Origin of the sequence: Marinobacter iranensis (genome assembly GCF_029207565.1) — a bacterium.
Lineage (GTDB): Bacteria > Pseudomonadota > Gammaproteobacteria > Pseudomonadales > Oleiphilaceae > Marinobacter > Marinobacter iranensis.
Window position 1 is genome coordinate 64,223 of record NZ_JANCMW010000009.1, and the last position, 20,647, is coordinate 84,869.

19 protein-coding genes are annotated in these 20,647 nt (G+C 58.3%); 8 read left to right on the top strand and 11 right to left on the bottom strand.

Annotation, left to right across the window (positions count from 1 at the left end; all coding sequences use genetic code 11):
* Window positions 1-7: 7 nt before the first annotated feature.
* Window positions 8-1,210 (top strand): MFS transporter, encoded by a 1,203-nt coding sequence (locus NLU14_RS14310; RefSeq protein WP_275707641.1) that lies wholly within the window; start codon window positions 8-10, stop codon window positions 1,208-1,210.
* Window positions 1,211-1,346: 136 nt separating this feature from the next.
* On the opposite strand, the gene NLU14_RS14315 is transcribed toward NLU14_RS14310, so the two are convergent.
* Window positions 1,347-2,522, bottom strand: coding sequence for a type III PLP-dependent enzyme (locus tag NLU14_RS14315; protein ID WP_275707643.1), 1,176 nt, complete (start codon window positions 2,520-2,522; stop codon window positions 1,347-1,349).
* 151 nt (window positions 2,523-2,673) lie between these two features.
* Window positions 2,674-3,492, bottom strand: coding sequence for an ATP-grasp domain-containing protein (locus tag NLU14_RS14320; RefSeq protein WP_275707645.1), 819 nt, complete (start codon window positions 3,490-3,492; stop codon window positions 2,674-2,676).
* A gap of 532 nt (window positions 3,493-4,024) precedes the next feature.
* Between NLU14_RS14320 and NLU14_RS14325 the strand changes: the two genes are divergently transcribed.
* On the top strand, window positions 4,025-4,876 hold the full coding sequence (locus NLU14_RS14325) for an eIF2B alpha/beta/delta subunit family protein (RefSeq protein ID WP_275707647.1): 852 nt from the start codon (window positions 4,025-4,027) through the stop codon (window positions 4,874-4,876).
* On the opposite strand, the gene hrpB is transcribed toward NLU14_RS14325, so the two are convergent.
* The 6 genes from hrpB to NLU14_RS14355 all read right to left on the bottom strand — a co-directional run bounded on the left by hrpB (window position 4,830) and on the right by NLU14_RS14355 (window position 11,804).
* On the bottom strand, window positions 4,830-7,307 hold the full coding sequence (gene hrpB, locus NLU14_RS14330; protein ID WP_275707649.1) for an ATP-dependent helicase HrpB: 2,478 nt from the start codon (window positions 7,305-7,307) through the stop codon (window positions 4,830-4,832). The two genes, NLU14_RS14325 and hrpB, sit on opposite strands and share 47 nt — an antisense overlap.
* A gap of 383 nt (window positions 7,308-7,690) precedes the next feature.
* Complete coding sequence (locus NLU14_RS14335; RefSeq protein WP_275707651.1) at window positions 7,691-8,359, bottom strand: SCO family protein; 669 nt, start codon at window positions 8,357-8,359, stop codon at window positions 7,691-7,693.
* Window positions 8,360-8,381: 22 nt separating this feature from the next.
* Window positions 8,382-9,305: a heme o synthase gene (gene cyoE, locus NLU14_RS14340; RefSeq protein WP_275707653.1), complete on the bottom strand. Its 924-nt coding sequence runs from the start codon at window positions 9,303-9,305 to the stop codon at window positions 8,382-8,384.
* Window positions 9,302-10,366, bottom strand: coding sequence for a COX15/CtaA family protein (locus NLU14_RS14345; RefSeq protein ID WP_275707834.1), 1,065 nt, complete (start codon window positions 10,364-10,366; stop codon window positions 9,302-9,304). Before NLU14_RS14345 ends, cyoE begins: the two co-directional genes overlap by 4 nt.
* Before the next feature lie 66 nt (window positions 10,367-10,432).
* Window positions 10,433-11,083: a hypothetical protein gene (locus NLU14_RS14350; protein WP_338040803.1), complete on the bottom strand. Its 651-nt coding sequence runs from the start codon at window positions 11,081-11,083 to the stop codon at window positions 10,433-10,435.
* Window positions 11,064-11,804: an SURF1 family protein gene (locus NLU14_RS14355; RefSeq protein WP_275707655.1), complete on the bottom strand. Its 741-nt coding sequence runs from the start codon at window positions 11,802-11,804 to the stop codon at window positions 11,064-11,066. The genes NLU14_RS14350 and NLU14_RS14355 overlap by 20 nt, the downstream gene beginning before the upstream one ends.
* A 50-nt stretch (window positions 11,805-11,854) precedes the next feature.
* Here NLU14_RS14355 and NLU14_RS14360 point away from each other — a divergent pair, with 50 nt between their 5' ends.
* Entirely contained in the window at window positions 11,855-12,058 is a 204-nt protein-coding gene (locus NLU14_RS14360) for a twin transmembrane helix small protein (protein WP_007152938.1), read from the top strand.
* Between the two features lie 9 nt (window positions 12,059-12,067).
* On the opposite strand, the gene NLU14_RS14365 is transcribed toward NLU14_RS14360, so the two are convergent.
* The 3 genes from NLU14_RS14365 to coxB form a co-directional block, all read right to left on the bottom strand.
* On the bottom strand, window positions 12,068-12,955 hold the full coding sequence (locus tag NLU14_RS14365) for a cytochrome c oxidase subunit 3 (protein WP_275707657.1): 888 nt from the start codon (window positions 12,953-12,955) through the stop codon (window positions 12,068-12,070).
* Window positions 12,956-13,016: 61 nt separating this feature from the next.
* Window positions 13,017-14,603 (bottom strand): cytochrome c oxidase subunit I, encoded by a 1,587-nt coding sequence (ctaD, locus tag NLU14_RS14370; protein WP_275707659.1) that lies wholly within the window; start codon window positions 14,601-14,603, stop codon window positions 13,017-13,019.
* Window positions 14,604-14,706: 103 nt separating this feature from the next.
* On the bottom strand, window positions 14,707-15,831 hold the full coding sequence (gene coxB / locus NLU14_RS14375; protein WP_275707661.1) for a cytochrome c oxidase subunit II: 1,125 nt from the start codon (window positions 15,829-15,831) through the stop codon (window positions 14,707-14,709).
* Between the two features lie 262 nt (window positions 15,832-16,093).
* On the opposite strand from coxB, the gene NLU14_RS14380 reads away from it, so the two are divergent.
* The 5 genes from NLU14_RS14380 (at window position 16,094) to NLU14_RS14400 (ending at window position 20,443) form a co-directional block, all read left to right on the top strand.
* Window positions 16,094-17,365: an MATE family efflux transporter gene (locus NLU14_RS14380; protein WP_275707837.1), complete on the top strand. Its 1,272-nt coding sequence runs from the start codon at window positions 16,094-16,096 to the stop codon at window positions 17,363-17,365.
* 203 nt (window positions 17,366-17,568) lie between these two features.
* A complete protein-coding gene (locus tag NLU14_RS14385) occupies window positions 17,569-18,216 on the top strand; it encodes a hypothetical protein (RefSeq protein ID WP_275707663.1) in 648 nt (215 codons plus the stop codon).
* Window positions 18,217-18,287: 71 nt separating this feature from the next.
* Entirely contained in the window at window positions 18,288-18,674 is a 387-nt protein-coding gene (locus tag NLU14_RS14390) for a DoxX family protein (protein ID WP_275707839.1), read from the top strand.
* 103 nt (window positions 18,675-18,777) lie between these two features.
* Window positions 18,778-19,008: a DUF1653 domain-containing protein gene (locus NLU14_RS14395; RefSeq protein ID WP_275707665.1), complete on the top strand. Its 231-nt coding sequence runs from the start codon at window positions 18,778-18,780 to the stop codon at window positions 19,006-19,008.
* A 112-nt stretch (window positions 19,009-19,120) separates the two neighbouring features.
* Window positions 19,121-20,443, top strand: a complete 1,323-nt coding sequence (locus NLU14_RS14400) for a Na+/H+ antiporter family protein (RefSeq protein WP_275707667.1) — start codon at window positions 19,121-19,123, stop codon at window positions 20,441-20,443.
* Window positions 20,444-20,647: the final 204 nt, after the last annotated feature.

Below are 20,647 nucleotides of genomic sequence, written 5' to 3' on the forward strand. Positions count from 1 at the left end.
TGCCGTCGTGGGTGAATGTTCAGACCCCACCACACCGCCACCGGTAGCACGCCTGCTCCCGGTGGCGGTTCTGCTTTGGCTGGCCGGTGTTTACCTGCGCATACCGATACTGGTAGCGCCGCCGCTGGCACCGTTCATCAGCGACGAACTCGGCCTGTCCCAGGCCCTGACCGGCGCACTCACCACCCTGCCCATACTGATGCTGGCCGTCGGCTCCATGCCCGGTTCCCTGGCCATCGCACGGCTGGGCCCGCGAAACACCCTGGCACTGGCCATGGTCATCATGGTGATAGGCTCCGCCGGCCGCGGCCTGTCGCCGGATACCGTCACACTGATGCTTGCCAGCGCCGTCATGGGCCTGGGCGTTGCCATGATGCAGCCCTCCCTGCCGGCGTTGCTGCCCCGCTGGCTGGAACCCCGCCACCTCGCCATCGGCTCCGCCATCTACATGAACGGCATGCTGATGGGCGAATTCATCGGCGCCGGCATCACCCTCCCGGTACTGATGCCGCTGATGGACGACAGCTGGCGGGCCACCCTGCTGGCCTGGTCACTGCCTGCGTTACTGGTGGCCGCCGCCCTGTTCCTGCCCCGCCGGGAAATGGCACGGCCAGTAGAAAAACCGGCATGGCTACCTGACTGGAAAAATCCGCTCACCCTGAGAGTCGGACTGCTTTTGGGCCTGTCCGGCTCCCTGTTCTTTGGGCTGAACGCCTACATGGGCAATCTGCTGGAACAACAGGGCAACTTCGACATGCTGGCGGACGCCCTGTTCTGGTACAACTTCGCCCAGGTGGGCGCATCGTTGCTGATGCTGAAAATGGCAAGAAGCTGGGTAGGACGAAAGCTTCCTATCATCGTGACTGCCAGTTGCAGCATCGTCGGTACAGTTGGCACATTGCTACTTAGCGGCTGGTGGACCATTGCCAGCGCGACATTCATGAGCTTGACGGCGGGTATTCTGTTAATTCTGCTGGTGGCGTTACCACCGGTGCTGGTGGAATCCAAAGAAACCGGTCGACTATCGGCAGGAAACTTCCTGGTCGGTTACACCCTGGCGTTTTCAGTCCCAATGATAGGCGGTTTGTTGGCAGACTGGAGCAACGACGCCCGATACGCGATAGGTTTCATCATTGCCTATTGCGTCCTGGTTCTTCCGCTCACATTTACCCTGGACCTAAAACGACAAAAGGGCCAGCCCCAAAGCTGACCCTCAAAAGGAAGCCCACTCCCAACTTGCTAGCCGTGGGGTGGGGGTACTGTTTTCCGCCAGAAATGGGTGTCTGAGCGAAGCGAGTTCCATTTCCAAGGAAAACAGTACCCTCACCCCGCGGCCACCCCCAAGTTCAGATGTAATAATCCTTCAACGGCGGAAACCCGTTGAACTCAATAGCACTGTAGGTTGTTGTATAAGCACCAGTGGAGAGCCAATACATCCTGTCACCAATCGCCAGATTCAGCGGCAGCGGGTACTTGTGGTGTTCGTACATGATGTCGGCACTATCGCAGGTTGGGCCCGCAATCACGCAATCCTCACCTTCACCGGATTTTTCCGTATAGATCGGGAACTTGATGGACTCGTCCAGGGTTTCGATCAAGCCACCGAATTTGCCAACATCGGTGAATACCCAGCGGTGCAATGCCGTGCGGGACTTTCGTGAAATCAGCACAACTTCACTCACCAGAATACCGGCATTGGAAATCAACGAACGGCCCGGTTCGATAATAATCTCCGGCAAATCATCGCCAAAATCCTCATCCAGGAAACGCTTGATCTCCTCGGCATAGGTTTTCAGGTCGTTGGTACGGGTGATGTAGTTGGCCGGGAAGCCGCCCCCCATGTTGATCATCTTCAGCTCGATGCCGTCTTCTTCCTTCAGGCGTTCGAAGATCACCTTCACCTTGCCCAGGGCCGCGTCCCATGCGCCGATTTCCCGTTGCTGGGAACCCACGTGGAAGGAGACACCGTAGGGCACCAGGCCCAGGTCACGAGCCAGGATCAGCAGGTCCATGGCCATGTCGGTCTGGCAGCCGAACTTGCGGGACAGGGGCCAATCGGCGGTCAGGGTGCCTTCGGTGAGGATGCGTACATACACCTTCGAGCCCGGAGCCGCCTTGGCGATGTTACGCAGGTCCGCTTCGGAGTCAGTGGCGTACAGGCGAACGCCCTTCTCGTAAAAGGTGCGGATGTCCTTTGCCTTCTTGATGGTGTTGCCGTAACTGATGCGCTCGCCGGTCACACCCAGGGCCATGACTTTCTCGAGTTCATACACCGACGCAATATCAAAGCTGGCGCCCTTGTCCCGGAGCATGGTCAGCACCTGCGGGGCCGGATTGGCCTTGACCGCATAATAGACCTTCGCGTACGGGAAGCCTTCCACCAGTTCCTCGTACTGACGGTTGATGGTGGCGGTATCAATCACCACGCACGGAGTGTCCTTGGTATCGGCAAAAGCCTTGATACGGGCAAAGGTCTCGGCGTCGTAATAATCAGTGATGATGGCGTTGGCAGACTCGGTCATGGATAGTGTTTCCCTCCACGGGCAAACGGGCATAAAAAAAGGCACCTCAGCAACGCTGCAGTACCCGTTAATAGCGCGATCATCGGGCTTTTTTTGCGGGCGGGATATGAGCATATCTACCCATAAGCACGGGCCTGCAAAAGCCCTTTCATCATACCGCCACCGGCCACAAAGGCGCCGGCCCGGTCGGGCCATTCGGGTCTTCAGGTGCGGCCTGGCGCTGCAGGTAATCCAGAATCGCATTTTTCAAATCACTGCCCTGACCCAGTCCCTGGTTCCCGAATAACCGGTTGAACTCGAGTACGTAGGGATATGCTTCCACCAGGGCAATATCGAAGCCAGCGTGGTCCACTTCAAGCTCCCGCGCAAGTCTTAGCGCCAGGTCTGTCACCACCGCCGGAACCGGGCCGTTATCGATACGCCCACCCCGTGACACGTTGTTGTAGAAGCCCTGGTCCGCCTGGGTGCGCCAGTAGGCAGATACTACCCGGTCCCCGACAATAACCACCCTCACATCCCGATCAATCGGCAGGTATTCCTGGGCATACAACACGTTGGTCCGCTCACAATATCGCTGCCAGTCCGCCCGGTTCTCTATCAGCCACACGCCTTCCCCCATGCTGGCTTTCGGCAGCTTGGCCACAAATGGCAATGCCATGGCGTCCCATACCGCCTGCTGTTCATGGGGGCCATTGGCTTCAATCAGTGTCCACGGTGTGTGCTCGGGCGCCACGGTCTGAAAGGCCCGGGTCATTTCCACTTTGTCGTGGCCGATGCGGTAGCTGGCAACACTGGGGAAAACGCGGCATTTCAGGCCGTGTACCAGGGCGTTCAGTTGCCAGTATTCCGGGAACAGAACCCAGTCTGCGTCTTTCAGCAGCTCCTTGTGCGCCAGGAACTGTTCGGGCTTGAGGGTTTGGGTGTCCGGGAAGCCCAGGGTGCGGAATATATCGAAGGAGACCAGTTTCATTGTGATGGGCGCATGGTTGAGTTGGTCGCATTTTATACAGGTTTGGGTTGGGTGCAATAGGTGGTTATTTCGGTTTTGGTTTTGGTTTTGGTAAGACTGGGCGGGTTGGGGGAGGGGTATGGGGGTGTTTTATTTTCAAATGAAAATGAACTCGCTTCGCTCAGACACCATTTTCTTTATTGAAAAATAAAACACCCCCATACCCTTAGGTAACGCCAGTTGTCGCGACAATTTACCCTGGTTTTGGCTGGGTTTGTTCGAGAACTTGTTACCGCTGGAACGGGGTCCGCCCGTAAAAATTCAAAATCAAAGCGCCGCCAAACCCTGGCTTTCCGTAACGACATCACCATTTGCCAGTAGAGCGGGGGGGTGGGGGTATTTTTCCGCCAGGAATGGGTGTCTGAGCGTAGCGAGTTCCATTCCCAAGGAAAAATACCCCCACCTCCCCGATCCCCCAAAAATCACCAGTCTTACCTAAAAAACCCACCAGCCAACTGCTAACCTCAAACTTGTGAGTAAAGGGAAAACCGCCATGCCCGATTTTGATGACAGTGCAAAGGAGCTACTGAAAAGGCTCTGTGAGGATTACGAGTCCGGGGCTACTGCACTGGCACTGACGATGCTAAAAAATCTGGCCACGTATCTGCGGGAGGCCAGACCCGACCCTGAAGAGCTGGCACGTTTATTCGGTGAACTCCGCACAGCCCGCCCCAGTATGATTGTGATTGGCAACGCCATCGGGAAAGTGGAGTCGCGGTTGGCCGGGGGTGACACGCCACTGGCTGCAGTTAACCAGGTTACCGGCGAACTGGAAAACGCAGGATCGGCCATAGCGAAGCATGCCCGCCAGCTGATTCCAACCGATGCCATAATCATGACTCACAGCGCCAGCTCGGTAGTGCTGGGGCTGTTTCGTTTGCTCGCCCGCGAGCGGCACGGCTTTTCCGTCATCTGCACCCAGAGCAGCCCCGGTCTGGAAGGGCATCAACTCGCCCGTACTCTGAACGATATGGGCGTGCCGGTTACGCTGATTACGGATGCCCAGATGGGTTTGTTTGTCACCCAGTCAGATGTGGTGCTTATTGGTTGCGATACCTGGCTGTCGGATGGGCATTTCATCAATAAAAGTGGAACGCGGCTGCTCGCCCTGGCTGCCCGAGCCCACGACAAGCCCTTCTGGGTGCTCGGGGACAGTTTCAGACACAGTGATCAGGCCAGTGACGAGGTTATCCTGGAAGAAATGCCGGTCAGCGAACTGCATGCACCGGAAGGGGACTGGATTACCCCCCGGAATATCTATTTCGAAACCATTCCTGAATCCCTGGTTACGGGCGGGATCAACGAGCAGGGCGCTTTTTCGTTCCCTGGCTCGCCTCGGCGCTAAAGGGATCTTCCGGCCAGGGATGTTTCGGGTAGCGCCCGCGCATGTCCTTGCGCACCTCCGGGTAGGCATTGCGCCAGAAACTGGCCAGGTCGGCGGTGACGGCCAGGGGGCGTTGGGCCGGGGAGAGCAGGTGGATCACAACAGGTACCCGGCCACCGGCCACGGTGGGAGTTTCTGTCCAGCCGAACAGAGCCTGGAGCTTGGCCGCCAGCACTGGACCATTCTCCGCCGTATAATCCAGCGTCACCGACTGGCCGGTGGGAACAGTCAGGCGGGTTGGCGCCAGCTCTTCCAGTGCCTGTTGCTGCTGGTAATCCAGAAGGCTGGCCAGGGCCTGTCTCAGGTTGAGCTTTTCAAGATCACGCCAACGGGTCATCCCAGCCAGGAATGGGCCAAGCCAGGTTTCCAGGTTATCCGACAGCCAGCGCTCACTGACGCCCGGCCAATCGTCGGGAAAACAGTGGGCCAGCAGGGAAACACGGGCAAGCCACTGTTCCGCGGCTGGCGTCCATGGCAGGCTTTTTACCCCCTTTTTGCGCACTGCCGCCAATAGACCCTGCTGCACCAGTTCCGGAGATGGCGCCGGCAAAGCCGACTCTTCCAGTACCAGTTGCCCCAATTTTCTGACCCGGCGGGCCACTACAGTGCCGCGGCTATCATCCCAGACCGCTTCTTCCTGTTCATGAATGTGACTGGCCAGGTCCTGCTGCAGTAACCCGGGGTCAACCGGTGCCGCCAGATAGATGGTGGCTTCCCGGGCCTTGCCATCCAGTTCGGCAGTGGCCAGCCACGGATGTCGTGCCAAAGGATCGTCTTCCCGCAGGACCGCACCACGGCCGTTGCTGAGCTGATAACGGGGGGCATCGCCATGCCGTTTACGGGCAATCCTGTCCGGGTAGGCCAGGGCGAGCAGGCGGCCCACTTTGTCATCGGTGGGCATATCCGCCGGCCGGGCCAGGCCAGCGGCCAGCCGCGACACTGACTTGCCAATGGCTTTCACCCTGACCGCGTCCACACCATGGCGGGGGCCCTGGTCGCGAAGTATCCGCACTCGCTCCTGCATGTCAGCGCCCACTGACCGACCTGCCAGGTCCCGCTCTTCCAGCAACGCCGCAAGCTCTGACGCGAGATAGCCATGACCAATTTCACGTCCCCGGAGAATCATCTGGGCCAGCCGTGGATGCACACCCATATCCCGGGCGGCCTTACCGTGCCCGGTGATGGCGCCGTCGTCATCCAGCATGTCCAGCCACTGCAACAGTTCCACGGCCTGCTGCCAGTGTGCTGCAGGGGGCGGATCGATCCAGTCGAGCTGCTCCGGGGACCGTGCGCCCCACTGGGCCAATTCGAGCACCAGGGGCGCCAGGTCCGCCTCCTGTATTTCCGGCGGAGTAAACCCGGCCAGGCCAAACTGGGTGGATTCGCTCCACAGCCGGTAGCCGACACCGGGCTCAATCCGGCCTGCCCGGCCCTTACGCTGCTCCGCCGAGGCCTTGGACACCCAACCCGTCACCAGTCGTGTCATGCCACTGTTGGCATCGAACACCGCCCGGCGCTGCTGACCGCTGTCGATCACCACCCGTATCCCTTCGATGGTCAGGCTGGATTCGGCAATGGCGGTGGCCAGCACCACCTTGCGATAACCTTCCGGCGCCGGCGCAATGGCCCGGTCCTGTTCGTCGTTCTTCAGGTTGCCGTAGAGCGGCGCCACAATAACGTTGCTCTTTACCTGCCCCTGAAGCTGCCTCTCTGCCCGCCGGATTTCGCCGGCCCCGGGCAGGAATACCAACAGCGAGCCCGTTTGTTCCGCCAGTGCTTCGTGGACCACCGACACCACCTGTTCCACCACCCGGCCATTGCGGGGAATTGGCCGATAGGCCACATCAACTGGAAACGCCCGCCCCTCGCTACTCAGTACCGGTACATCCCCCAGCAAACGGGCGACGGGTGCGGTATCCAGGGTTGCCGACATTACGATCACCCGCAAGTCCTCCCGCAACGCCTGCCGCGACTCACGCACCAGTGCCAGGCCAAGGTCGGCTTGCAGCGATCGTTCATGAAATTCGTCGAAAATCACGACCGCATAGGCTTCCAGCGCCGGATCGTTCTGTATCAGCCGCGTTAGGATGCCTTCGGTAACTACTTCAATCACGGTCGCGGAGGTCACCCGTGTATCCAGTCGCGTCCGGTACCCCACCGTCTGCCCCGGTTGCTCCCCCAACTGGCCCGCCATGTACCGCGCCGCCGATCTGGCTGCCAATCGTCTTGGTTCCAGCATCAGAATTTTCCGGCCCTTACGCCAGGCAGCATCCATCAAAGCCAGTGGCACCCTGGTGGTTTTACCGGCGCCTGGGGGTGCCTGCAGGAGGATGGTGGTTTCGGACTCCAACGTTTTTAGCAGGTCCGGGATGATGTTGTTGATTGGGAGCATGGTTATGCTTTTATTTGGCTACGTTCAGGACTGGTCGGGTTGGGGAGGGGCGTGGGGGTGTTTTATTTTTCAAGTGGAAAATGAACTCGCTTCGCTCAGACACCATTTTCTGTTTGAAAAATAAAACACCCCCACACCCTTAGGTAACTCCGTTTATTCTCTAAAGGGTACTATGGTCTAGCCTTGTCTTGCGCGAAACATTGATGCTCTTACCTCAACAGACGCGACAACTGCCAGTTACATGAGAGTGGGGTGGTGGGGTATTTTTCCGCCAGGAATGGGTGTCTGAGCGAAGCGAGTTCCATTCCCAAGGAAAAATACCCCACCACCCCGCTCCTCCACCCAACCTGTCAGTCCTGAACAGGGCGAAACCACGCAACTAATCAGGACTGCGAAGCCCGAGGATGGTTGGCCCTGGCCCACTCGTAGATCTCGCGAAAGGCCTCCACCAGGTCTTCCGGGTTGTGAGGGGGTTGGAGCACGGCAGCCATTTCACCTTCCGGGTTGATCAGAGCATAGTGACCGCTGTGGTCCACCAACAGATCACCGTCCACCTCCCGGTGGGAAAAGGCCGCATTCAGGCTCTTGGCGAGTTCTCTCAGCGTTTCCAGGTCACCCGTCAGGCCATGGAAGTTCTCCCCGAAGAAACCCACGTAGTCCCGCAGTTTTTTCGGCGTATCGTGTTCCGGGTCTGCGGTGATCAGCAGGTATTGCGGCTGGGGAAGGTCAGCCGGTAGCATCTTGTCGGTCTTGCGCAGGGTCGCCATGGCGGCCGGGCAGATGTCCGGGCAATTGGTGTAACCCACGAACGCAAAGGTCCATTTTCCCCGCAGGCTTTCATGGGTCACCGTCTCGCCCTGCTCGTTTACCAGTTCAAAATCCGCCACCTGCCGGCCCTGGTCATAGACATAGGCATTAATCTCGCTGAGTTCCGGCGCCGGTGATGGTTCCTCACTGCCCGCCAGGAATACCTGGCGACCCACCACAAGACCGAAGATCAGCACCACAACCAGCAGCAGGATAATCAGCGTCAGGCGAATCGAGCGGTTCATGAAATCTCCGGCAAATCAGTAATCAGAAAAACACAAAGTGGTCCACCAGTAGCACCACGAACAGGGCCATCAGGTAGGTAATGGAATACTTGAAGGTGTTCAGCGCCACCCGGCGATCATCGCCCCTGAGCAGGCGCACGGCATATTGCAGGAACCGCAGGCCCAACGCCAGGGCGCCTACCAGGTAAATCATGCCGGACATACCCGTCACGAAGGGCAACAGGCTGACGGCAAGCAACATCAGGGTATAGAGCAGTATGTGCAGCTCGGTGTATTTATTGCCATGGGTCACCGGCAGCATGGGGATGCCGGCCTTGGCATATTCTTCCTTGCGGTGTATCGCCAGTGCCCAGAAGTGCGGCGGCGTCCAGGCGAAGATGATCAGCACCAGCAGCAGGGCATGGCCTTCCACCTGTCCGGTTACGGCGGTCCAGCCCAGCAGAGGTGGCATGGCTCCTGCCAGGCCGCCGATGACGATATTCTGGGGCGTCATACGCTTGAGGAACAGGGTGTACACGCCCGCGTACCCAACCAGCGATGCCAGGGTCAGCCAGGCTGTGAGGGCGTTAACCTGCCATACCAGGATAACCATGCCGGCAACCGCCAACACCGAGGCAAACAAGAGCGCGTCCAGCGGCGAGATCTTCCCGGTGGCAACCGGCCGCTTGCGGGTGCGGGCCATGACCGTATCGATCTTCTGGTCAACAACGTGGTTGACCACGGCAGCTGCCCCGGCCAGCAGGGCGATGCCCAGGTTGCCGTACAGCAGCACTTCCCAGCCCGGGACCCCCGGAGTGGCCAGCAACATGCCGATGACCGAGGTGAGGATCATCATGGCCACTACCGTGGGCTTGGTCAGCTCCAGAAAATCCCGCCAGGAAATACCGGCAGCGCCGGACTCAGTGTTTGTCCCCTGCGCCGGCAGTGCCTTTGCGTGCTCGCTCATGCCGTCACCTCTCGTTCAGTTGTTGTTGTGTGTTTCGTGTCCGCTGTTTCCGGCAGGGCCCGCTGGTGGAATCGCCACAACAGATTGATCACTGCCAGCAAAAGCCCTGCGCCCATCGCATTGTGCGCCACTGCCACAGACAGGGGAATATGGAAAACGATGTTGGCCAGCCCCAAGGCGATCTGTGCTCCCAAAACCACGGCCACCAGTTGAACATGCCCTGCCAGCGGTGTGCGCTTTGTCCTGCGCCACAGTAATGCCAGAAAAACAGAGAAGTACGCAAGTACTATCATCGCTCCCAGGCGGTGACTGACATGAATGGCCACCCGACCATCAGCCGTCAGTTGTCCCCCGAGGTAGTTCGGCCCTACATGCTGGGTCACATCGAAACCGTGCTGGAAGTCCATGTCTTCAGGCCACCACTCACCCTGGCAGGTGGGCAGGTCGGTACAGGCCACGGCTGCATAATTGGCCGCTGTCCAGGCACCCAGGGCTATCTGCATGACGACCAGCATCAGCCCCCCGTATAGCCAGGGCCGAAAACGGTTCAGCCCTCCAGGCACAGCCTCGCTGAACCTTTCACCGGTTTGCTGCTGTTCGCCACGCAGGCGCAGGGTCAAAAGTGCCAGCAGACTCAGGGTGGTAAAACCACCCAGTAAATGCAGGGCCACCACCTGTGGCCAGAGCTTCAGTGTTACGGTCCACATGCCGAAAGCGCCCTGGAGCAGGATGAATGCCGCGATAAACAACGGCAGCCGGAATGGCACTCCCTCTCGCCGATGACGGACGGCATAGCCTGCAAGGCCGAATACCACCAGCCCCAGCGTGCCTGCGGCGTAGCGGTGAATCATCTCTGGCCAGCCTTTCTCTACGTCTACCGGCGTATCAGGAAAACGGGCATTGGCGATGGCCATACGCGACTCATCATGCGGTACCGTCAGGAACCCGTAACAGCCCGGCCAGTCGGGGCAGCCCAGGCCAGCGTCAACCAGCCGGGTCCAGGCCCCGAGCATAATCACCACCACCGCCAGCAGCGTCGCAAGCAGTGACCAGCGAGCCATCAGGCGCGCCTGGCGGGAAGGGCTGTTTTGAGTCTTGTTCAACGATGCGTCTCCCGGTAATGTCGATCAACCTATCTGCGACAACTTCAGAAGATGCTTGAGATCTTTCAGAATGTCCTTGCCAGTGTGTTCAGTTCCATAATGCATGATCACGTTACCAAAAGGATCCACCAGAAGAACCCGCGGCTGCTGGTCCGGGTTAACATCGGCGGGCCACTTCGGGTTACCACCATCGCGGATACTCAGGCGCTCCATGGAACTGTACTCGTCGTTCCAGCGTGCCGACAGATCATCCGGAACAGCCCCCAGCCAGGCAGACCGGTTCACCCGGTTGGCGTTTTTGCCCAAGGCAATATTGACCTGGCGGGTCAGGTACAGGAGTTTCTCGCAGTCGGCGGCACAGGTATCGGAGACCACCACCATCATCCATTCGGCATCGGGAATATCGGGACCGAAACGGTCAGTCAGAGGGTTGCCATTGGCTCCCTGCAACTGCATTTCGCCCAGTGGCGCCGGGGGCTGGATCAGCTCGCCATTGTTGCTATGGCCGGAGGGGTTCAGCCAGCCGGTGTAATACATGATGGTGGCAAAAATCATCGGGCCGAAGCCGATTGCAAACAGCAACAGGGCTGTTCGTCGGCCGCGACGAACCTGTTCAGGGGAAACCTTGTCATCGGGGTCTTTCTGGTTCATTCGCTCAGCCGTTGTCATTGTCATTACTGGCTCCTGTTTTGCGATAGCTCGCTACGAGCGTCAATATAACCAGCGCGACGGCCAGTGAAAACCATTGCAGTGCATATCCGTAATGAGTTTGCGGCCCCATCCTGTCCGGTGCCCAGTCGGCACGATACGCTCCCGGCTGTTCCGGCCCGGAAAGCCTGAGCACCAAACCGGCGATGTCATTCTGGATTTCAAGTGCCTGGGCGTGCGAGAGGGACTGCGTTCGCTTTGGCCAGCCCCCGGCGTCCGGGGGCACGGTCTTAAGCACAGGAGGTTCGGGAAACTCGCTCAGGCGCCCCTCAACGCGAAGCGTGCCGGTCGGCTGGCTGATATCCGGTAGCTGATCCCGCCGCCGTGGGGCCTGGACCCAGCCACGATTCACCACTACAGGGCTGCCTTGCTCGGGAAAGAACAGTGTCAGTACCTCATAGCCAGCGGCACCATCACGTGTGCGATTGTCCAGCAGCCACGACACCTCACTGTACCGGCCGGTTACCGTTACTGGCTGGCCAGTCGCGATTCCCAATGCCTGCTGCTCCGGCCAGCTCAGGTTACCCGCCTGCCGTTGCCACTGTTCCAGCCGTGCCTGCTTTTCACCGGCCCGCTCCAGTTGCCAGATACCCAGGCCCACAAGAAGGGGCAGGAAGAAACCGGCCAGAACCAGAAGACGCCAGTCAAAATGCCATTGGCGTCGTGAACGAACAGCTGGATCAGACATGCTCTGCTATAGTGGCCTCAGGATCTATATTCGCGTTTACAGGATTTCTCATGCTGAAGATTCTCATTGTGGTACTCATGCTGGCCGTTTTGGTGAGCCTGTTCAGCGGGCTGTTCTTCCTTATCCGGGATGGCGGGAAAACGAACCGTGTTCTGAATTCCCTGGCATTGCGGGTTGCCCTGAGCGTGCTGCTGTTGGCAGTCATTCTGATTTCGGTATGGCAAGGGGGCCTGACCCTGAATCCGACCCCCTGACAGGCGCTGTCAGATTACATAGACGAAGACAAACAGCCCGAGCCAGACCACGTCCACAAAGTGCCAATACCAGGCGGACGCCTCGAACCCGAAATGGTAGTCGCCCGTGAAGTGCCCCTTATGTATGCGTATTAACATGATCGTCAGCATCAGGGTGCCCAGTATCACGTGAGCGCCGTGGAAGCCGGTAAGCATAAAGAAGGTACTGCCGTAGATACCCGACTGCAGGGTCAGATTCAGGTCCTGATAGGCATGAATGTACTCATAACCCTGGACACAAACGAAAACCAACGCCAGGGCAATGGTGGCACCCAGCCAGAGCTTGACCTTTTTGCGGTGGTCTTCCTTCAGCGCGTGGTGGGCCACCGTAATTGTAAAGGAGGACGTGACAAGCAGAATGGTGTTGACCAGGGGCAGCCCCCAGGGACCGATGACACCTTCTGGTGGCGGATAGGCCTCCGGATTGGGTGTGTTGATCAGTGGCCATGTCGCCTGGAAGCCTTCCCAAAGCATGTTGGAACTGCCGCGATCACCCTCACCCCCTAGCCAGGGAACCGCGAAAACCCTTGTATAGAACAGGGCACCGAAAAAAGCCGCGAAAAACATTACTTCGGAAAAAATGAACCAACTCATGCCCCAACGGAAGGAACGATCCATTTGTGGGCTGTACAGCCCGGACCGGCTTTCCTTTATGACGGTGCCGAACCACCCAAACAGCATATAGGCCATGATCAGGGCGCCAATGAAAAACATCACCCAGGAGCCGGTGGTGCTTTCACCCTGCTGACCGTTCACCATAATCGAGGCGGCGCCGTATAGGGTAACCCCCAGGCCGACGGTAGCGACGATCGGCCACTTGCTCTGTTCCGGAACGTAGTACGTCTGGTTTTCCGCCATGACAATCTCCGATGGCTTATCCGTTATCGTTTGTTGTTGTGGTTGCCAGTCAGCCTCTGTTTCACTTCACTTCCGGCGGCGTGGCGAAAGTGTGATAAGGCGCTGGAGAAGGCACTGTCCATTCAAGACCTTCGGCACCGTCCCATGGATTGGCGGATGCTTTTTCACCGCCTTTAATGCACTTGACCACAATCACCAGGAACAGGATCTGGGTGGCACCGAACATGAAGGCACCGACGCTGGACACCATGTTGAAGTCCGCAAACTGCAATGCGTAATCGGGAATGCGTCGCGGCATACCCGCCAAACCGAGGAAGTGCATCGGGAAGAAGGCCAGGTTCATGCCGATGAATGACAGCCAGAAGTGCGTCTTGGCCAGGGTTTCGTCGTACATGTGACCGGTCCATTTGGGGAGCCAGAAATACGCCGAGGCAAAGATGCCGAAGATCGCACCCGGAACCAGTACATAATGGAAGTGGGCAACCACGAAGTAGGTGTCGTGATACTGGAAGTCAGCCGGGGCAATCGCCAGCATCAGGCCGGAGAAACCACCGATGGTGAACAGGATGACGAAGGCCACCGCAAACAACATCGGGGCCTCGAAGGTCAGCGAACCCCGGAACATGGTGGCCACCCAGTTGAACACCTTCACGCCGGTGGGTACGGCGATCAGCATCGTTGCGTACATGAAGAACAATTGCCCGGCGATGGGAATGCCCACGGTAAACATGTGGTGGGCCCAGACAACAAACGACAGCAGGGCAATGGCACCCACCGCGTAGACCATGGAGGCGTAGCCAAACAGGGGCTTACGGGAGAAGGCCGGGATAATGTGTGACACCGCACCGAAGGCCGGCAGGATCATGATGTACACCTCGGGGTGCCCGAAGAACCAGAACACATGCTGGAACAGCACCGGGTCGCCGCCACCGGAGGCATCAAAGAAGCTGGTGCCAAAGTTGATGTCCATCAGCATCATGGTGACCACGCCAGCCAGAACCGGCATGACTGCAATCAGCAGGAAGGCGGTAATCAGCCAGGTCCAGACGAACAAGGGCATTTTCATCAGGGTCATGCCCGGCGCCCGCATGTTCAGGATGGTGGCGATCACGTTGATGGCCCCCATGATCGACGACACACCCATGATGTGAACGGCGAAAATGAAGAAGGTGGTACTTGGCGGGCCGTAGGTGGTCGACAGTGGCGCGTAGAAGGTCCAGCCGAAGTTGGGAGCACCGCCCTGCATGAACAGGGTGGACACCAGAATCAGGAAGGCACAGGGAAGGAGCCAGAAGCTCCAGTTGTTCATCCGTGGCAGCGCCATGTCCGGGGCGCCCACCATCAGCGGTATCATCCAGTTGGCAAGGCCAACAAAGGCTGGCATGACCGCGCCAAAAACCATGATCAGACCATGCATGGTCGTCATCTGGTTGAAGAATTCCGGTTCAACGATCTGCAGGCCCGGCTGGAACAGTTCGGCCCGGATCACCATGGCCATGGTTCCGCCAAGCAGGAACATCGTGAAACTGAATATCAGGTACATGGTCCCGATATCTTTGTGGTTGGTCGTCAGCAGCCACCGTGTAATGCCCTTTGCGGGGCCGTGGTGATGATCGTCCTGGGCGTGGGTATCTGCAACCGCACTCATGAAAAACCCCCGTTACCGCCTTGTTGTTCTGGCTGGTGATATCATTAATCTGGCGAAATTGGTGGGGGCAGGTTGCAACCTCGGTTGCAGCCTGCCCGGTTCATCATTCCTGGTTCTTGTACTCAAACACTTCTTTCGGCGTCACCATGTCCCCGGTGTCGTTACCCCAGGCATTACGCTCATAGGTAATGACCGCAGCAAGGTCGACTTCGCTCAGCTGCTCGCCAAACGCCTGCATGGCGGTGCCGGATACGCCGTTAACCACAGTGTCCAGGTGCGCCTGCATGTCTCCGGTCGCGATTGCGCTGCCCTTGAGGGCCGGGAATGCCGGAGGCGCACCACTGCCATCGGCCTGGTGACAAGCGGCACAGGCGCTGGCATAGGCTTTCTCACCACGGGCCATCAACTCTTCCAGAGTCCAGTCCTTCTCGGTGAGCTCACGTTCCCGTTGGGCGGCCTCTTTCTGCTCGGCCACCCAGGCATCGTATTCGTCCTGGGGAACCGCTTTCACCACAACAGGCATAAAGCCGTGTTTTACACCGCACAATTCGGTGCACTGACCACGATAGATGCCCGGCTCGTCGACTCTGGTCCAGGTCTCGTTAACAAAGCCGGGGATGGCGTCCTTTTTTACACCAAACGCGGGTACCCACCAAGAGTGAATAACATCGTTTGCCGTCACCAGCAGGCGAATCTTGGCTCCCACGGGAACCACCATCGGCTTGTCCACTTCCAGCAGGTAATTCTCGGATTTATCAGTACGATTATAAATCTCGTCATCGCTGGTGGCGATGTTGGAGAAGTAGCCGAAATCATGCTCTATATAGTCGTACTTCCAGCGCCACTGGTAGCCGGTGACCTTGATGTCGACATCGGCTTCGCTGGTGTCGTACATATCCACCAGCGTTGCGGTGGCGGGAATGGCCATCACTACGAGAATCACAAGAGGTATGATCGTCCAGAGAATTTCGACAAGGGTATTCTCATGGAAGTTCGCCGGCTTTCTGCCCGGGGACTTACGGTGGGCAAAGATTGACCAGAACATGACCCCGAACACCACGATGCCGATGACAACGCAGATCCAGAGGATCGTCATGTGAAGGCTGAAAATTTCGTTACTGGTACCGGTGACCCCGGGACTCATGTTCAGCGTCCAGTCCGCCATGGACAACGCTGGCGTCATAAGCCCGCCCAACAGGACACCTGCCCGCTTAGCGTGCACGCGCATAAACTGTGTCTCCACAGAGTGTTATTATTGTCGGATTTTGCGTCCAATCCCTCCGTTTCGGACAGTGCTCGCACACACCATTCGAGCCAGAGTGGAAGTCTGCTATGGATAATACACGACCAAGTATAGACACAGATCAAAAAAATGCGAAAGTCCGTAAAGCCACAAACCGACTAAAGAAGGAATTTTGTCCATTCCCGTGAAACCATCCCCTAAGCTCGCCACCATTGACCGCAGACTCTGGGCACTGGCTTGGCCACTGATGCTCACAAACCTTACCGTGCCGCTTCTGGGGCTTGTGGACACGGCCGTACTGGGTCATCTGGATACACCGGAATACCTCGGCGCTGTCGCCGTGGGCGCAAACCTGTTCAGCATTCTCTACTGGACCTTCGGTTTCATGCGCATGGGCACAACAGGTCTTGCCGCACAGGCCTGGGGCAAGCGGGATGAATTTTCCCAGATTGCCCTGCTGCTGCGCTCGTTGCTTCTTGCCATCGGTATAGGTCTGTTGCTGATCCTGCTCCATCAGCCGCTGATCAGCCTGGGCCTGACACTGATGAACCCCAGTGAACGGGTGGCCACGCTGGCCGCTGAATACGCCAGCATTCGTATCTGGAGCGCCCCGGCTGTGCTTTGCCAGTACACCCTGGTGGGCTGGCTGATTGGCACCCAGCTACCCCGGGGCCCGATGATCATGCTGATTGTGGCCAATGGGCTCAACATCGTCCTCGATGTTTTTTTCGTGACAGGGTTAGGCTGGAACAGTCGTGGCGTTGCCATGGCGACCGTGATGGCCGAATATTCCGCAGCCGCTATCGGGTTCCGCATGGTGTTGCAACGGATGCCGGCTGGCCAGCGATTCGAGCGGGCCCTGTTCGGTCAGTTGCGGGATTACCTCAAGATACTGCAGGTAAACCGCTATATCATGGTGCGCACCGTTGCCCTGCTTCTGGTGCTGGCCTTCTTCACCGCCCAGGGCGCGCGACAGGGCGACACCATACTGGCGGCCAACGCGGTGCTGATCACCTTCCTGCTGGTGATTTCCAATGGACTTGATGGCTTTGCCAATGCGGCGGAAGCACTCATTGGTGAAGCTGTGGGAAAAAACAGCCGGAGCCAGTTCCGCGACGTGTTCCGCGTGGCCTTCCGATGGTCGCTGTGGGGCTCCGTACTGTTCACAGTCGCGTTTGTCCTTGGCGGACGCTTCCTTATCAGCCTTCTGACGGGCATTGAAGAGGTACGCACCACCGCCTGGATCTACCTGCCCTGGCTGTGGTTGCTGCCGCTGGTGTCGGTATGGGGCTTCCTGCTGGATGGCGTGTTTATCGGTGCTACCCGCACCCGGGATATGCAGAACACCATGCTGTTCTCGGCACTGGTGGTGTTTCTGCCGGTGTGGTGGTTGACGACCGGCTGGGGTAACCACGGCCTGTGGTTTTCACTGATCTGCCTGATGTTGGCACGGGCCATTTCCATGGGCTGGCTGTTTATAAGCCATTCGCGGCATGATCGCTGGTTTTCGGAGCAGTAAGCGATAGCGACTCCCAATCCTTGAACAAACTGTTCAGGTTTTAATGTGGACGCCAGAGCAGCCTGTTAAATCTCGTCTACACTTGTGAGAAAAGGCAGGCATGTTGCGGTAGCCAGCCGCTTCCCAATGCCCCTGATGACCCCATGCGTATAACGGGAGGCGCCTTGCGACCCCATTCCGTTCAGAGACCGGCATCTCCTGAAATGACACCAAAGGTAGTTCTCGACATCATTGATCAGGCCCGCAGGCAGGAAGCCCGTTCCGGCACCTTTCTCGAGCAGATGCGGGAAAGGGCATCGTCGTTGCCTGCCACTATAACCATTGACGGTTACCAGCCGGCGACCTGCCTGTTCCAGTTTGCCATCGAGTACATTGAAATGGCGCCCCGGCTGATTGAGTGTGTGGAAGCCTGTGCGAAGGAAGCCGGCAAGGCGGGGTTATTTGCGCCGTTTGTAAATGCCGCAATTGGTTATTTTACCCAGCCATCGGTTCTTCTGGTCCGTTATGATGGCCTTGACGGCCTCCTCATACGTGCCTACCTCTGTCACCGCCTGATGGAGGAGATGTATGAGAACAATCGTTCCACCCGTGTCAGCGAGTTGGTGGATGTGGAAGCAACACGGGCCAACCTGCTGGCCCATCAGTTGATCGGCGAACCCTTCGCCAATGAACTGGACCAGTCGATCACCGTGACCGTGTTGCAGATTGCCGGCTCACCGGACTATTACGAACTGAACCTGGATCCGTTCGTGGAACAGACAAGGAACGCTGCATGGGACTGGATGAGACATTATTGGGAAAATCTGCTGGTGCGCAATCACATACGCCTGTCCCTGGGCACGGGCCTGTAACTTTCTGCTTGGCCGTAAAACGTTTATGCTTGCCCGCTGATCCTTAATCCTTACCTGATGGGAGATAGATGTTGCTCGACAATGCGGATCTGGGAAAACTGATTGTTCGGCTCACCCTGGGCGGCCTGCTACTGTTTCATGGCATTGCCAAGCTGTTCCATGGGGTTGGCTTTATCGAAGGCCAGTTGGCCAGCCACGGCATTCCGGCGTTCTTTGCCTGGGGCGTTTTTATTGGCGAGCTGCTGGCACCACTGATGGTGATCCTGGGCTACCAGACCCGTATTGGCGCGCTGCTGATTGCCTTCAACATGCTGGTGGCCATTGCCCTGGTACACAGCCACGAACTGGTAGCACTGGGAAACAATGGCGGCTGGGCACTGGAACTGCAGGGCTTCTTCCTGTTCATCGCTGTGGCTGTTATTTTCCTCGGACCGGGGCGCTACAAGCTGAAAAACTGAAGCCAGGAACCAGAAAACCCAACTAAACTGACGAAACCAACAGCCAGTCCCGATACCGTCCTGAAAAATACGTAGCCGTTCGCTGCGCGTGGAGAAGACTACAATGAGCGACAGGAAATCGGACATCCGCCCGGGCCGTTATCGTCACTACAAAGGCATGGACTACGAGGTCATTGGTGTTGCCCGTCACAGCGAAACCGAGGAGCAGATGGTGGTCTACCGCTGCCTGTACGGCGACCACGGCCTCTGGGTAAGACCACTGGCAATGTTCCGTGAAACCGTGGAAGTGGCTGGTGAGCAGGTGCCCCGTTTCGTCTACGTGGGCGATGAATAACGGTCATCACCGTTTTGACTGCAGCATTCGTTTCCGGCACATTAGCGCGCTTTCCTGAACCGCACCCTGCTTCAGGGCGCTGAAAGCCATTTCCGAAATCCCGGAGTTTGCCATGAATGCCGTTGTTGCTGCGGTAGTGATCATGCTCGTGCTGAGCTTGTGCCGCATCCACGTTGTTGTTGCCCTGATCATCGGTGCCGTCGCCGGTGGCCTGATCAGCGGCCTGTCGCTGGACGCCACCATTGCCGCGTTTAACGAAGGCCTAGGAGGTGGCGCAACGGTCGCCCTCTCCTACGCCACTCTCGGCGCGTTCGCCGTCGCCATCGGCAAATCCGGCCTCGCCCACGCCCTGGCCGACAAGGCCCTGGGCCTGGTGGGCCAACAGGACGACGGCAAGGCTGCCGGCGGTATCCGCCTGTTGATTATCGGCCTGCTGCTGGCCATCGCCATGTCGTCCCAGAACATCCTGCCGATCCACATTGCCTTCATCCCGCTGGTGGTGCCACCTCTGCTCTATGTAATGGCAAAACTGAACATGGACCGCCGCCTGGTCGCCTGTGTACTGACCTTCGGCCTGATTACCCCATACATGTTCCTGCCCGTGGGCTTCGGCGGCATCTACCTGAACGAAATCCTGCTGGCCAACGTGGGCGAGAACGGCATCGACGCCACCGGCCTCAACGTGATGTCCGCCATGGCCCTGCCGGCCCTTGGCATGCTCTGTGGTTTGCTGGTGGCGGTCTTCTTCAGCTACCGCGGCGAGCGGCACTACAACCTGGACGCCATCGCCCGCACTGAACGGGTGGATGTGAAATACAACGGCGGGACCTTATTTATGGCCCTGCTCGCCATTGTGGCGGCGTTCGTGGTGCAACTGTGGCTGGGCTCGATGATTCTCGGGGCGCTGGCGGGCTTCGTGTTGTTCAACCTGTCTGGCGTCGTCAAATGGAAAGAGGCTGATGACCTGTTTACCGAAGGCATGAAAATGCTGGCGATGATCGGCTTCATCATGATCGCCGCCTCCGGCTTCGCGGAAGTCATGCGCGAAACCGGCGAAATCGCCACCCTGGTGGAAGGTTCCGTCTCCACCATCGGCGACAACAAGGCCCTGGCGGCATTGCTGATGCTGGTAGTGGGCCTGCTGATCACCATGGGCATCGGCTCGTCCTTCTCCACCATCCCCATCATCGCGGCCCTGTATGTACCTTTGGCACTGGAACTGGGCTTCAGCCCCCTGGCCATCGTGGCCCTGGTAGGCACCGCCGGCGCCCTGGGCGATGCCGGCTCTCCGGCCTCCGATTCCACCCTCGGCCCCACCGCCGGCCTCAATGTCGACGGCCAGCACAACCACATCTGGGATACGGTGGTGCCTACGTTCCTGCACTACAACCTGCCCCTGTTGGGCTTTGGCTGGGTGGCGGCTATGGTTCTTTAAGCTTGGGCGTTGCCTGCTTTTTTATAGCCTGGTTGGTGTGGGGGCTGCGAGGGGGTAGGGGGAGTTTTTTCTCTTGAAATGGAACTCGCTGCGCTCAGACACCCATTTCTGGCGAGTAAAAATCCCCCTACCCCCTCACGGGCTAACACCCAAGGTATCGCCAAGGACACACAAAATGTCATTGCCCTTTCAAGCGCTATTCTT